Origin of the sequence: Pseudomonas triticicola (assembly GCF_019145375.1) — a bacterium.
Classification (GTDB): Bacteria; Pseudomonadota; Gammaproteobacteria; order Pseudomonadales; family Pseudomonadaceae; genus Aquipseudomonas; species Aquipseudomonas triticicola.
The window spans coordinates 1897876-1913121 of sequence record NZ_JAHSTX010000001.1; the positions used below are offsets into that span (position 1 = coordinate 1897876).

The window sequence follows — 15246 nt, forward strand, 5'->3', positions numbered from 1 at the left end:
GGAGCGCCCTGCCCCCAGGTCAGCTCGATCAATCAGTCGCGGCGCCACGAAGGCCCGGGTTTCGGTGAAGAGGGGGCCGGTGGCGACGCTCGCTCATCCTGCGACGCCAGGCTCTCCAGTTCTGTGCGGGTCAAAGCCTTGAGTTTCTCGGTGCGCGCCTCCGCCAGTTCGATTTCAAGCACCCTCATTGCGTCCAGATAATCGCTGTTTTCTTTATCGGGGTAGGCATCCTCGACCGCTTCGTGCCGTCGGGTGGCGTCGCGCTCAAGTGCCTCGAACGCCTCGATGTGGCGATCCTGCAGATAGCGGATCCAGTAGTCCCGCGCAATCAGGTCTTCCAGAAACATGGGGGATGCCTCGTCCGCGAGAACCGAGGCTCGCGCGTCGAGCAATCGCCGCCCGCGAATCGGTGAGTCGTACAACATGTGTTCGGGTTGCGCCGGCAGCTCGAGGTCGTCCGGCCAGCCGCGTGTCAGGCCGATGCGGTATTTCAGGCGGACTTCCGCGCGATCCTTGTTCCTGGCGGCGGCTTCGGCCAGTCGATCCACCCTTTCCAGGCGGAACAGTCGTCGAGTCAGATCAAGCAACGCTCTGCCGCGTTGCAGCGGGCGATGCCGTGGAATGTCGCGCAGGGCGTTGTACTCGTACACGCGGGTTTCCAGTTCGCTGAAAGACAGGATTCGGCCATCGGGGCACGTGCCGTGGGTTTCGGCGTTGAGGAACAACAACTCGCGCAGTTCAGCGTTTTCCGTGGCGGCCTGGATCACCTGCCAGACCCGATGGGTCAGATCGGCGCCGGCAAACCTGAATTCCAGGGTGTCGGGCAAGGTCGAGAGCAAATGAAAGAACGCCTCATGATTGGCCTGTCGTGCCAGTTGCAGCCATAGAGCTTGCCGCGCAGCACGCGCATCTGCATGGGTATAGGTCATCCAGGTTTCCATCGCCGGCGCCGCCACGTTCTGCGCCGGATTGGCAATCACCTCCGCTGCTTCCACAGCGGCATGCGTATCCACGGACCTGCTACCGCCACCACCGCCGCCACGCGGATCATCGTCGTTGTCGCTGTCGGAGCCTGAGCCTGAGCCTGAGCCTGAGCCCGAATCCGATTCGGAACCGATATCGCTTTCCGAGTCGCTCATACGCTCGGCGATCAAGCGCTGCAAGGTCTCCGGCGTGTAGCCCAGCACATCACCGCCGCCATGCGCAACGCTGTAGGCCCTGATCTGCTCCAATGCGTTAAGCGACAGCGAGTTCTCCGAAAGGTCGGTGCCCGCCACGAGAGCCTCGTGATTGCCGCCCAACAGTCGGTCCGGGAACATCATGATGTTGTTGCCCGACAGGTCCAGCCTTTGCAGATGCGCCAGTTCAAGCACGCCTTCAGGCCAGAAATCCAGACCGTTCTGGCCGAGGTTGAGGGTTTCCAGGCCGCTGAAGGTTCCGGCGTTGAATTCTTCCAGCTGATTGTGACTGAGGTCGAGCCAGCGTAGCCGCGCCCCGCTCGCGTACTGATACACCGATTGCGCCACGGCCAGGCGATTACCGCTCAATTCCAGCCGCTCGAGCTGGCTCAGGCTGCCGACAGCTTCCGGCAGGCGTGCCAGTCCATTGCCATTGAGCATCAGAGTGGTCAACTCAGGGAACGCCAGGCAAAAGAGGTTGAAACTCTCGATGGAAAACTTTGCCCCGGTCAGGTCCAGTGTTCGCACATGGGAAAACACGTTTGACAGCGCGGGCAAATCACCCATGCCGCCTGCTGAAAGGCTCAGCGTCCGGCCGGCGGATTCGGTATGGCCAGTTAGACCGTCCCGCCAGCAAGCGCGGATCCTGGTCGCATCGAAGAACCTTGTTGATGGCGACGCCCGTTCACCAGCCCCCTGCGCCGGGTTGAAGATCCAGCCGTTCAACTCACGCGTCAGCGCCTCGTTACTTGCTCGCCACTGGGTCAGTCTGCCCACCATTTGCTCAGGGGACAGACCTTCATCGCGTAAACGCTCAACGCTGGCCTGGGCATTTTCAAGCGAAAGCGACGGAAAGATTTCCAGCACTATCCGACTCATGTCGGTACCTGGCGTAATGGCCGTGGCAGGTGGCAGCGGCAACAGATGGGCGGCGCGATTCAGTGCCGTGTCAGACGTGGCACCGCTAAAACTGGCGAGTAACGATGGCGATTGCGATTCGAACCGTTGCAGCGCCCCTTCGGGCAAACCCAAGGTCATTTCGATACGTCGCTGCGCCGCCTTTATGCTCGCTTCGCCGTCGGGCTTGAAGAGGTTGTTCAACAGGCGGGTCTTGAGCAGCACAGCGTCGTTGGCGAGCACGTGTTCGGGGAGCGAACCGATGGTGTTATGACGCAAATCCAGTGCCTGCAAATGCCTCAGGTTCTCCGCCCCCTTCGGCCATTGATTGAGCCCGCTTGAGCTGAGGTTCAGTGTCTTTAGCCCGGTCAGGCGAGAAACGTCCAGTGTGTCCAGGCGATTGAGCCGGGCATTGAGATGTTCCAGACTGCTCAGCGCGTCGAATTGGCCTTGAACCTCAGGAGTCACGACAATACGGTTGTAAGACAGGTCCAGCTGTGCGAGCTGCGGCAAATCGGCGGGCCGGACCGGCACTTCGGTCAATCCGCAGGAGGTGATTTCCAGGGTGGTGGCGCCACTGAATGCCTGGAGAAAGCCGCGAATCTGTTCGATCGGCACAGTCAACCGGTCCAGCCGAACGTTCTGCACATGGGCAAACGTACCGGCCGGCAACTGCGGCAGCTCGCTGACCGACTCCGCGCCCTGCGCCCAGGCGGTGTCCACCAGTTCAAACATGCTGGCGTCGTCGAGATCGCTGCCGGATGTCCAGTCCATGGCATTGAAGGGATGAACATCGTCGTTCAAGCGATAACGCCTGCGGATGGCCGCGCGCCAGTTTTTTTCCAGGGCACGAACCACGCGGGCATTGGGTGGCGTTTGCCAGCGTGCTGCTGGCGTCGCATTACGCAATCCTCCGGATGCGGTAGCCTCGTAGAATTGGCGGAAAATTGCGCTGTGTTCCAAGCGCAGAATCTCCACGGCATTGAGCCGGGTTTCCGGGGTGTTCCACAGGCTCATGATGCGCTGAGGTAATGGATTGAGACGGCCGGCCTCGCCGGTGAGGAACTGCAGTTCCCCAGCGCAGTATTGGCGGACCATGAAGTCCAGATCAACCAGATGTCCCCACTCCCCCATGTAGCTTTTCACATAGTCGTAAGCAGGTTTGAACGCTTCATGGGAGAACTTCGACCAGTCCAGGGACAAACCGGCCCAGAGTTTCTCGCGCCCGACATACAGGGTCTGTGGAAGGGAGGCGATGGCGGTCTGTGTCAGATCCAGGCGTTCCAGCTCCGGCAGTCGTTCCACATAAGACGGCCACTGCGTCAGGCCCGGCGCTTCAACCTTGAGTTTCTTCAGTCGTGCAAGGGGGGCCAGATCAAGGTCAGGCGCGCTGCCTGCGCCTCCGGCAAAATCGAGATGAAGCTCCTCAACGGCCGTCAAGCTACGCAATCTTGTCGACAGATCGGCAGCCATCACTCTGGCTGGCGTCCGGAACTTGAGCTTTTTCAAGGCAGACATGCGAGTCACGGTCAGGGGCAAGGTCGTCAATGACTGCTCACGCTCCATGTAGGTGCCAAACAGACTGCCCCGCTCTCCCAGCGACAACTTTTCGACATTGGCAAATCGCGCCAGGAAGGCGTCAGCATTGGCATCGGTCAAGCCACCGCCGCCAATCGAAAGCTCACGCACATGAGCAAAATCAGCGGTCAGCTCTGGCAAAGGGTCGTAGGTGAGAATCGAGAGCTGATCGGCACCCGCGAGCCCAGTGGACAACGCGTTGCGCCAGCAGGCTTTCAGCGCTTGCGCGGTGCGAAACTTGTAATTTGTCCCGGAACGTTCCCACGGCGGCGGCGTCGCGGTCCCTGACCATTCATCCAGCGTCAAATTCAGCTGTTCCCACTCACGCCGACGTGATTGCAACAGCTCGAAAATGCCGCGGTCGTCTTTTCCTGCCCGATATTGGTCAAGGAGGAAGCCGCGAGCCTGTTCCTCGGTCAGCTGCGGGTAGATATCCTGCACATGACCCAGCAGGTTCGGTGCCCATCCCGCGCCGCGTCCACTGGCGGGATAACCGATCAACGTGCCGTTCACTCGCACCGGCGGTTTCATCCACTTGGCCTGGGGCGCCAGCAGCGCGTGGGCATCAGCCTGATGCTGGTCGGCGTAATCGATGATCTTTGCTTGCAACTCGGCAGACTGCCCGACCTCAGGCACACCGAGGCTGCGGCGCGCATGATCCGGCAGGGCATGCATGATCGACGGGTAAAAGTTGTCGCCGGTGCGAGGCAGGCTGTTGAGTGCTTCACCGCGTTCGTTGAATGCTTGAAACTGAACGCCTTTTTTAATCAGGTATTTTTTCTCGCCGGCTGTTTCAGTGCCGATGCTGTCAAGCAGCATGCCGGCGTCATGGCCCTCGCGAACTTCAATGCGAATACTGTCGGGCCAACCGGCCAATTGCGCCAGCGTGTGCAACGCCAGGCGCCTGCTGTCCGCAGAGGCGACGTTTTCGCTGCGCAGACCGGCATATGCCGCTACCTGGCGACTTTGACGCGCGTACCAGCGGGCCTCTTCCAGCAGGCGCAGCGGTACTCGTTGCCCTGAGCCAAGTCGTTCAAGATCATCGGGGCGACCATGTGCCAGCACCGTACGCGCCGCCGGTTCGCTAAGTTCGGGGCAGGCCTTCTGCAAACGTGCAACCTGCGGATCGACGGGGTCGGTCCCCAAGTAAATGCTGTCGTAGATCGCCGGCTGGCGGGTGTTGGCGTAGTCGGCGATCTGCTTGCCGAACTCTGCCGGCCGGGCATCGCGTACGCGTGCACCCTGCTCGCCGAGAAGCCGAGTGATTTCAGACTCGTCCAGCGCCGCGAGGATATGTGCTGGCAGTTCACCGCTGAAAATATCGGCCCGCGATATCTGAATCGGTGCCTTGACGCCGACGTCGCGAAACCGCCGTGCGGAGCCATACCTGACGAACTTGCCGGATAATTGCTCGCCGTCGAAGACTTCCAGCACGCGGTTCTCCGGCCAGCGCGGCATTTCGGTGATCAGCGGCAACGCATAGAGGTAGTGTTCGTCGATCGGTTTTGTCCCGCGCAACTGCTCAACGACCAATGCCGCGTTGCCGTCTGCCTGCATCATGCGCATGGCCTGGGTCAGTTCCGGTGGCGGTAGCGCAGAATCGATGTGCATCTTGCGCAGGACGGCATCGCTGACACCACTGACATCGGCAGCCTTGATCAACTGTTCATCGGAGAAAGCTTCGGTTGCATGGCCGATACGCCGCAGCAGGGTCAGACGATCCCAATCCTGTGGACGCTCCAGCGTATGCCGCCAGGCACCGCTTCCATTGCTGTCGAGCACCGGCTGCCATGCATTGATGTCGGTCGGATGGCTGATCCGCCATTTACCGATCGATTCATCGAAAAACTGCTCGTAGACCTTGCCGCTCTGGCGAATATAGGTTTTGCCGTCAAGCACATGCTGGCCGGCACTGTTCGGACCGGGACTGGCTGGAAGTGCGACAGCGGACTCGTAAGCGCTGAGGTCGGGTTTCCACAATCGGGTTTCGCCGTTGGGCAACTTCACCGGATGCAGACTTTCAATGACCGGCACGGCTCTGGCGCTTGAAATTTTCCTTACCGCGGCGCCCACACCAGCCATCAGCGCGATCTGCGCAAGGTTTTCTGCCACATCGATCAAATGATCCTTGGCCGCACGACGGTCGCCTTCGGACCATTCAATTGCGCCCTCAAGAGTTTCATAGAGCAGCTGGCCGGCCATCACCACCATCATCACTTCGCCCAACACAGGCACGAACATCGAGACCATGTTCAGACCAAGCATGCCGAGCTGCATCAGATGGGCCAGTTTGGCATCTCGTGCTTTCGCATCGACGTCCGCAGTGGGTACCGCGTGACTTTTCGCGTCGGCCAACACCTTGGCGCGATTCTGCGCATAAAGGTATTGCCACAAATCCTCGTTGGGCGCCCAGACTCCCCGCCCCTTGCGTCCAACGGTTGACGGCGCGATGTAAGGATCCGCCACTGGTTCCCATTTGACCTGGCGTTCGGGGGGTACCTGCTGGATACGCGTGAAGGCTGAACCGCCGGTGAAGCCCTGTAATACCGCCAGCCATGGCGAGCGCAGTAGATTCCAGGCATCTACCGGTGAGTCGGCTGCCTCTTTCCTGAACTGACTGAAATAGTACGGGCGCTGGTCATAAGGCAGGAACTGGCTGAGAAAGCGCTGGTAGGCCGTGGGCTCTGCGCTTGTCTGCTGCGAAGCGTCACGTGCGGTGAGCAAGCGCTTGAGCTCGTCGCGCATTTGCTCGAACGTATAGCGCTTGAGCGGATGTTCCGGGTCGTTGGGGATGTAAAGGATCAGTTCATCGGTGTAACGGTATTTCTCGCAGATAACGAACGCGACGCAGCCAGTCAGTCTTTTTTTCATCAGACCGAGGTCCTGGAACCAGACTTGCTTTTTACCCATTGACGGGTGCATTTCGCCGTCGATGACCGACAGGATCATCGAGTGATCTGCCGCCTCGATGTCATTGCGCAATAGCGCCTGTTCGGCTGCAGCGCGCATCGCGGCCTTCTGGCTGGCGATGAAGCGTTCGCTGAGCACTGCCTCTGCCACCGCTTCGCCCGGATGGAAAAATTCCTGCAGGTATGTCTGGTATTGCTTGCCTATATCCAGATTGCGGCAAAGGCTCAGAAACTGGCTGACCGTGAGCCCTGTGTCCACATGATTGAACGTGTCCGCAGCAGGCGTCGCCACAACGAAACCGGAGCTCGAATGATAAGTCCCCTCACATTCGTCAGCTTCGAAGTTATGCAGCGAGGCTTCCAGCAGCGTGATCTTGAGAACCTCGAACGAGGCCAAAACGGTTCCCTGAATACCCATTTCGACCGGGCGCCGCAGACACAACAGCGTCTTGTCTACATCGATTTCTCGCGCGTAGTTGTCCTTCAAGGCTTTGATCAATAACGGTCTGGCGAACGTTTCGACATCCACGAACTTCGCCATGCTCTGGTCGAGACTGTTCTGGGCAGTGACACTGGCCTTGAAAGTGTCGTCGAGGGCTTTACGCTGGGCTGGCGTCGCATTCTGATACCAGGCCGGCAACGCGGTCGGAACCGCCTTGAGCGCTTCGCGCCGTTGCGGCGAAGCGTTGGTCAGCCATTGCGGGGCCGATGCCTCGAGAAATTCGCCGTGCAGGCTTTGCGTCGCATAGCGCTTGACTGAACGACTGGCGTCTGCCGGCTGAGCGGTCGACGCAGGCTGCGTCGACACTGGTTTTGGGGGGATAACGTCCATGGTCACTCCTTGTTGATGGAGGAGTCAGCAAACCATGTCGCGTTGTCGCTTCTGCGTTATCCGGGTATCGCGCAATCATCAGTGGTAAGCGGATGTAACTTGCCATGCCTCGGTCCGCTACACCGTGGCGGTCTCAGGAACCGGATGCTGGTGAAAGGCGCCCGGGTTGTTCGGATTCAGCGGCGAAATTCTGCAGCTCGTTGATCACCCGGCGTGTCAGCTCAGCGCGTTTCTGTGTGCGCAACACGTCCATGGCCTTGCCCAACCTGTTCAGCTCAAGGTTGTATTGCGCAGTATTCAGTTCATTGCGGGCAAAACGCTGATTGAGCTGGTCCCATAGTTGCTGGCGTCGCTCATCAACCGCAGCCTCCAGCGCGGCCATCTCCTGTGGATGGAGATCTTGCAGGTAAGTGATCCAGTAGTCGCGCTCCGCCATGCTCAATGACAGCGCATCTGTGGCCTCTGCCTCAAGAATCGAGGCGCGGGTGTACTCCAGCAGTTCATCACTCAGCGGGACGTCATAGGTCATGGACGCGGGTTGGCCTGGTAGATCCACACCGTCACCCCATCCGCTGGTCAAGCCGATGCGATATTTAAGGCGCACTTCTGCACGATCCATACCCAGCGCCGCGGCTTCAGCGAGCGTTTCGACGCGATCCAGACGAAACAGTTGCCGCGACAGACGCAACAGCGCCCGCCCCCTGGGGGCCATTCGATTCAACGGAATGTCACGTAACTGGTGATATACCGCGACCCGCACCTCCATATCACTGAAAGTCAGAATCCGCCCGTCAGGGCAGGTACCGTGGGTCTCGGCGCCCTCAAACAACAGTTGCCGCAGTTCGGTATTTTCGGCAGCGGCTTGCATGACACGCCAGACTCTTTCCCTCAGCTCGCCTCGCACCTGCAAGTAGTCTTGCGTGTCGAGCAACAAGCGCAGCAACTGGAAAAACCGCTCATGATTGGGCTCTTGCGCCAATTGCGCCCAGAGCTCGGTTCTTTGCGCAACCCGCTGCGGATCGCTGTCGGCAAGCCATGGGTCGCGCGAGCGTGGCGCGACATCGTTGGCTGGATCGAAGACGTCCTCGGCAGGAAATACTTGCGCATGGGGGTCGTGAACAACGCTGCCAGCGTTGTCAATTGCAACACCGCTTTCGGGAATTCCCAAAAGATCACCAAACACCAGACGTTCGATCATTGCCTCAATCTGGCCGCGCGTCATGCCCAGCACATACGGTGCCGAGTGTTCGCGGCTGTAGCGCCTGAGGTCCTGGAGTGCCGAGAGCGACAAACGGCGATTCTCTGACAAATCCGAGCCCGCTATCAGACCGGAATGATCATCCGCGAAAAGCGCCCTGGGGATGTCCGTGATTTCGTTACCGCACAGGTTCAATTCCCGCAATCCGGGTGCTCTCAATACTCCGTCAGGCCATTCGCTCAGTTGGTTGTAGCGCAGATCCAGAGACTCGATCACACCATAGTCGGGCGGATTGAATACGCGAAGTTCGTTGTAACTCAAATCAAGCGTGCGCAGCTGCGCATTGCCCAGCAAAGGGTAAACACTCGTCGCACTGCGCAAACTGCAATACTGCATTTCCAGTCGCGTCAAATGGCGCATTCGCAGTACCGGAGCAGGTACTGCACCTAGTTCGTTACCACCCAGGAACAACGTATCGAGGTCGGGAAAACCGGCGAGAAAACCCGCGCTTCCCCGCGCTGTGATCCCGGCACCGCTCAGATCCAGTGTCGTCACGCCCGGAAACTGCACTACAAGCGCCGGCAGTTCTCCGGTCTGCAGCCCTGACAACTGGAGTTCAAGACCGGCGCTGCCAGGGCGCTCCGTCAGTGTGTCCAGCCATGTCTCGCTGATCCGCCGGGCCACCAGCGAACGAACTTGCGCACTGATCAGGAGCGTGTTCGTACTTACTTCCCTCGTATAGAGCCAGTCGTTCAACTGACGGGTCAGCGCCTCGCAGCTCAGGTGCCACTCGCTGATCTGCGCATCGATCTGAGCGTCATTCAAGGCCCGTGCCTGCAGCACCAGCAGACTACGTTGCGCCCGATCGCGGTTCAGGATCACCGTCAATCGCTGCAAATGCCCTGAAGCGCCTGAACTGCCGGGAGTAATGGGCGCCGGCTGCGGGAGAGGCAAGAGCAGATCATTGAACGATCCGCCGGTTTCCAAAGGCGGAAAATGCTCAGGCACCGGCTCTGCGGCGAAGCGCGCCAACGTTCCCTCACCCAATCCCCTCTGCTGCTCGATGCGCTGCAGCGCCGCGTGAAACGCTGCTTCACCTTCAGCACTGAAGGCGTTTCCCGACAGATTCGTCCTCATCAATGCGTCAGGATGCGCCAGCGCTTGTGGCGATAGGGACGCGATCCGGTTGTCTCGCAAATCGAGCCATGACAGCCGTGGCAGGCTTTCCGCTCCCGTGGGCCAGGCCTGCAAATCCGTCGATCTCAAATTTAACGCCTGGAGCCCGCTCAAGGCCGTGGCATCGAGATGCCCCACGGGGTTATGACTCAGATTCAGTCGTACCAGATGTGGCAGGGCATCGAGTTGGCGCTGGACCGTCGCCGTCACCGTGATTCTGTTACCGGACACATCGAGCCGACGCAGCGCGGGCAATTCCTGCGCTGCAAAAGGTAGCTCGGTGAAGGTACTTCCCCCGAGTTCAAGCGTTTCGATATGACTGAAGGCGCGAACAAAACTGCGCGCCTGGCCGGAAGACACGTTCAGAACCCCCAGACGCAGTGTGCGCACATGGGCGAAACTACCAGCCGGCAACGACGGAAGCTCGACCCGGGTGGTGGCGTCAGGCAACTCGACGAAGGCGAAGCGCTCAACGTTGGCTGCCAGGCCGTAGCGCTGGCGAATCGAACCGTGCCAGCTGCTTTTCAGCGCTTGTAATATGTCCGCGTTCGCCCCTGTAGACCAGCGCCGCGCAGGCGCTGCATAGCGTGATCCCTGCCGCAGGGATGGTGGGTAAAACGCGGCGAAGATAGCTTCATGTTCGGCCCGAAGCTGCTCGATCGCCGCCAGCCTTCCTGACGGTGTTGACCAGGCCGCGTTGAATGCCTGCGGCAAAGGGTCGGCACTATCCGGCACGAAGGCCATGGTATCTAGTTCGGCCCGGCAATATTCACTGACCATCTGATGCACATCGAGCAGGCGACCGCGCGGGCCGGAGTAACGGCTGACGTATTCGTAGGCTCGGCGGAACGTCGCTGGGGTGACACGTGACCAATCCAGCGAAAGCCCGGCCCAGAGTCGTTCATTGCCGTTGTAGAGCGAGTCGGGCAAGGTTTCAATCAAGGTGTGTGTCAGGTCAAGGCGTCTGAGCTGTTGAAGCCGTTCAACGTATGCTGGCCATCGCCACAACGCGTGGGGCGCATCGATGCGTAATCTGCGCAGTCGTGTCAATGACTCCAGGTCAAGACCATGCAAGGTGGTGGAGTCGAATCCGGAATAGTCGATGCGCAGTTCCTCCAGCGAAGTCAGTGCGCCAAGCCTTCGTGCAAAGCTTTCCGCCAGCAATGGCGCATCGGTAGAGAAACGCAGACGTCTCAGACCAGGCAGTCGCACGACGGTCTGCGGCAATGTCGTGAGCGGTCGGGCGACGGGGGTCTGACCATAGCGCCGCAATTCACCAATACGTAAATCGGTGACATTCGGGAACGCCGCGAGAAACCCGTCCGCATGGGCGTCGGTCATGCCGATGCCGGTGATGGACAGTTCGCGCACGTGGGGAAAGCTTGTGCCCAGTTCGGGCAGTGTCGTGTCGCAATGGATGGTCAGGCGAGCCGCCTGCGCCACCTGCCCCTCCAGCGGACCATTACGCCATGCCTCTCGGAGTGTCTGTGCCAGTTGCGCCCTGTGCGTTGCAGTGCGGCTATCACTCGGCGCTGCCTGCCATCTCTCAAGTGCAACATTCAGTGCTTCCCATTCCTGCCGGCGAGATTCCAGTTCGATCTGAATCTGCGCTTCACTCCGGCCCCGTTGCCGGGCGAGGAATGCCCGCGCCTGGCGCGAGTCCGGGTATAGATGCGCGATGCGTGATTCGAGGGATGGATTGAGACCGGTTCCACGGCCGCTGGCGTAATAGCCCTGCAATCGCGACCCGACGCGAACCGGCGGTTTGAACCACTTTTCACGTGGTGACAGCAATCGCGCAGCTTCGCCTCGATGAAGGTGGGCCGATTCGATGATTTTCTGTTGCAGCTCACCATGGGCGCTGCCGCCAGACAATCCGATTGAGGAACGTGTGTCCTCAGGCAACGCGTGCATGAGCGAACTGTAAAAGCTGTCCTGGACCCTCGAGACCCTGCTCAATGCTTCGGCGTGATCATTGAACGCTTGATAGAAAGGTCCGTTTTTCACCAGATAGCGTCTAACCGGTGCCATCGGCTCGCCGATGCTGTCGAGCAACGTGCCGGTTACGCTCCCCTCGCGAATTTCCAGACGCAGCGAGTGCGGCCAGCCAGGCAATTGCTCCAGAGCGTGCAAGGCCAGGCGCCGACTGTCCGCCGACGCCAGGTTTTCGCTGTGCAAACCGGCGAATGCGCGGGTCTGGCGACCATGGCGAGCATGCCAGCGAGCCTCTTCAAGCATTCTCAAAGGGGAGCGCCCGGCCGCATCCATTCGCGCCAGCTCCTGCGCAGAAGCATGCTCGATCACATCCTGAGCAGCTTCATCGCTGAGGCCAGGACATTCACGCTGCAAAACGCGCATGGGAGCAGTCAACGATTCGCTCCCCCGATAAAGGCTGTCAAATATCGCCGGCTGGCGCGTATAGGCGTACTCGGCGAGTTGTTTGCTGAACTCATCGGGCCGCGCCGGGCGCAATTGCGCAGCCTTTCGTCCCAGCAGATAGTTGATCTCCTGTTCGTCCAATGCAGCCAGAATCCGCGTCGGCATTTCCCCGTTCAACACTTGCGTACGTGTCAGGCGGATAGCAGGCTTGGGGCTGAAGCCGGGCAGAGTAATCTGCGCACCATAGCGGATGGGCGCCCCTTCTCCGTATGGATCAGCTGTCATCTCCAGAACCCGATCGGACGGCCACCGGGGCATCTCGGTGATCAGGGGGACCGCATACAGATAGTGCTCGTCAATGGGCCTGGCTCCGCGCAATTGCTCGACCATTTGCCTCGCCTGCGCATCGGCATCGAACAGGCGCATGGCATCTCGCAGTTCAGGGGGCGGTGGCAACTGATCCATATGCATCTTGCGCAGAGCGTCATCGCTGATACCGCTGATATCGGCCAGCGTCAGCAGTGTGTCATCGGAGTAACCATCGGTGAGGTGTCCGATGCGTCGCAGCAGCGTCAAGCGATCCCACGCCATGGGCTGCTCCAGGCTCAGACGCCAGGCTCCATGACCGTTATGGCTGAGAAAGGGTTGGTAAGCGAGAGAATCGGTGGGATGTTTCAACCGCCATTGGCCGGTCGAGCGGTCGAACATCTGCTCATATAGCTTGTCGCCTTGGCGCATCCAGGTTTTACCGTCGACTCGGAACTGCCCCAGCTTATCGGGCTGCGGCAAATTGCCCGGCATGACCTCTTGCTCATAGCCGTTGAAGGTCGGCTTCCACAGGCGCCTCTCGCCATTGGGCAGAGTCACGGGATGCAGATCTTCAAGCACTGGCTCCGGTTTAACGGCTGTCACACGGCTGAAAACTGCGCCTGCGGCTGCCATCACGCCGATCTGCGCAAGGTTTTCAGCAACATCCACGAGATGCGCTCTCGCTGCGTGCTTGTCCCCCTCGCTCCACTCGATAACGCCTTCAACAGTTTCGTAGAGCAACTGGGCCGTCATGACAACCAGCATGATTTCGCCCAGTACCGGAACGAACATGGACGCCATGTTCAGCGCCAACAGGCCGAATTGCAGCAGCCCTGACAGCTTGGCATCGCGCGCCTTGGCATCGACGTCGGCGGTGGGCACCGCGTGCCTGCGAGCGTCGTTGACTACCTTGTCACGGTGTTTTTCGTACAAGTATGCCCATAGATCGTTATTCCTCGCCCATGGATATACCTGTAGGTGCGGCATCAACGAAACAGCCACGTAAGGGTCGGTATCCGGCACCATTTTCTCGTTTTTAGGTGAAGTCTTCCAGATCTCCACAAAAATCAACGTCGTCTGCAGAATCTTGCGCCACGGTGAGGACAGCCAATCCGATGCGCCGTCTGCTGATTTTACAAACTGACTGAAATAATACGGACGCTTCTCATAAGGAAAAAACTGACTGAAGAACCGCTGGTAGGACGTGGGTGTCGTGCTATTCGTCTGTTGCGTATCGCGAGCGCTCAGCAGGCGCTTGAAGGTGTCCTGCATTTGCGTCCCGGTATAGCGTTTGAGCGGGTGTTCCGGGTCATTGGGTACGTACAGAATCACCGCGTCCGGCGAGCGATACTTTTGCGCGATCTTGAACACCACACAACCGACCAGCCTGTGCCGCATCAAGCCCAGATCCTGAAACCACACCTGCTTGTCGCCGATTCGCGGGTGCCTTTCGCCGTTTATCACCGAGAGGATCATCGCGTGATCTTCAGGTTGAATATCTTTGGTCAATAATGCGCGTTCGGCTGCCGCGCGCATGGCCGTTTTCTGACTGACAATGAAGTGCCGGCGCAACTTCGCTTCCGCTGCCTGATCGACCGGATGGAAAAACGTTGTCAGATAAGCCTGGTATTTGGCACCGATGTCCAGCTCCCGGCACAGGTTGAGGTAGTTCCTGACCGACACATTCACCGGAACAGCCTTGAAGGCACCCTTTACGGCGGTTTCGGTTGCGAAGCCAGAGCTGCTGTGAAAAGCACCGTAAGCACACTCATCACTTTCGAAATTGTGCAAAGCGGCCTGGAGCATCGGCAGCGTCAATGCCTCGAATGAGCCGATTTCCTCGCCGAGCATGCCAGCGCGTATCGGACGCCTGAGGCACAACAGGGTGTTATCAAGATCCACGGTGACCTGATAGCGGTGTTTCAGCGCCTGCGCCAGTAGAGGCCGGGCAAATGTCTCGATGTCCTTGAAAGTGGACATGGATCGATCCAGCCTCGCCTGAGCAATAAAACTCATCCTGTAGCTGGTATTCACCACCTGACGCTGGGCTGGCGTCGCTTTCGTGTACCAGTGCGGGAATACGGTCTGCGCCTGCTTGAGCTCAATCTTCCTGCGCACCGGCGCCTGGATCAGCCAGTGCGGCATCACTGCCTCAAGCCAAGGTGCGTGGAGGCTCTCGGAAGCGGCTGGTTTGAGGGGGCCATCGGAAATGGTCGAAACGTCTGAATCGGCGGACATACATCGCTCCTGTAAGTGGAGCGACAGCACATCACTGACGGCGCGGTGTCCGGCGGTACATGGATATATCCGTCGTGCAAAAGTTGTAACGTGGCATTCGGGACCACACTGATTGACTATGCTTCGGAGGACGATTTTTCGCGGAGGGATTTATGGACGATCCAGTCGACAACAAACCGCCGAGCTTATGGCAGATGCTGCAAAGCGTCATGGCAGCAGCGTTCGGCGTGCAAAGCGGCAAGAACCGGGAAAGGGATTTTACCCACGGCAAACCCGGCCACTTTGTGATTCTGGGGGTTTTGTTCACGGCCGTGTTCGGCCTGACATTGTTCGCCATCGTCAAACTGGTGTTGTATCTGGCCGGGGTGTGATGGCACCAGGCAAGGCGCCAACTCAAGCTATCCGGGCCCTGAAAGAAAGGCCCGGAACGCTGATTTACTGATGGCTGACCCAGAAGACCGCTGTCCCTACAACGAGAATGATCAGGAACAAAATGGCCCACGCGTCGACGCTACTGTCGCTTTTCCTGGCTTTGGTCGGGTTGCTCATTGC

Annotated in this window: 3 protein-coding genes; 1 reads left to right on the forward strand and 2 read right to left on the reverse strand. The window is 59.4% G+C overall.

All coding sequences use genetic code 11. From position 1 onward, the window contains the following. Positions 1-32 precede the first annotated feature (32 nt). Entirely contained in the window at positions 33-7394 is a 7362-nt protein-coding gene (locus tag KVG85_RS08490; RefSeq protein WP_217863557.1) for an NEL-type E3 ubiquitin ligase domain-containing protein, read from the reverse strand. A 133-nt stretch (positions 7395-7527) separates the two neighbouring features. Then, positions 7528-14694, reverse strand: a complete 7167-nt coding sequence (locus tag KVG85_RS08495; RefSeq protein WP_217863558.1) for an NEL-type E3 ubiquitin ligase domain-containing protein — start codon at positions 14692-14694, stop codon at positions 7528-7530. A 152-nt stretch (positions 14695-14846) separates the two neighbouring features. Between KVG85_RS08495 and KVG85_RS08500 the strand changes: the two genes are divergently transcribed. Next, positions 14847-15065 carry a DUF2970 domain-containing protein gene (locus tag KVG85_RS08500; RefSeq protein ID WP_217863559.1) on the forward strand — a complete coding sequence of 73 codons (219 nt, stop codon included), beginning with the start codon at positions 14847-14849 and terminating at the stop codon, positions 15063-15065. Positions 15066-15246: the final 181 nt, after the last annotated feature.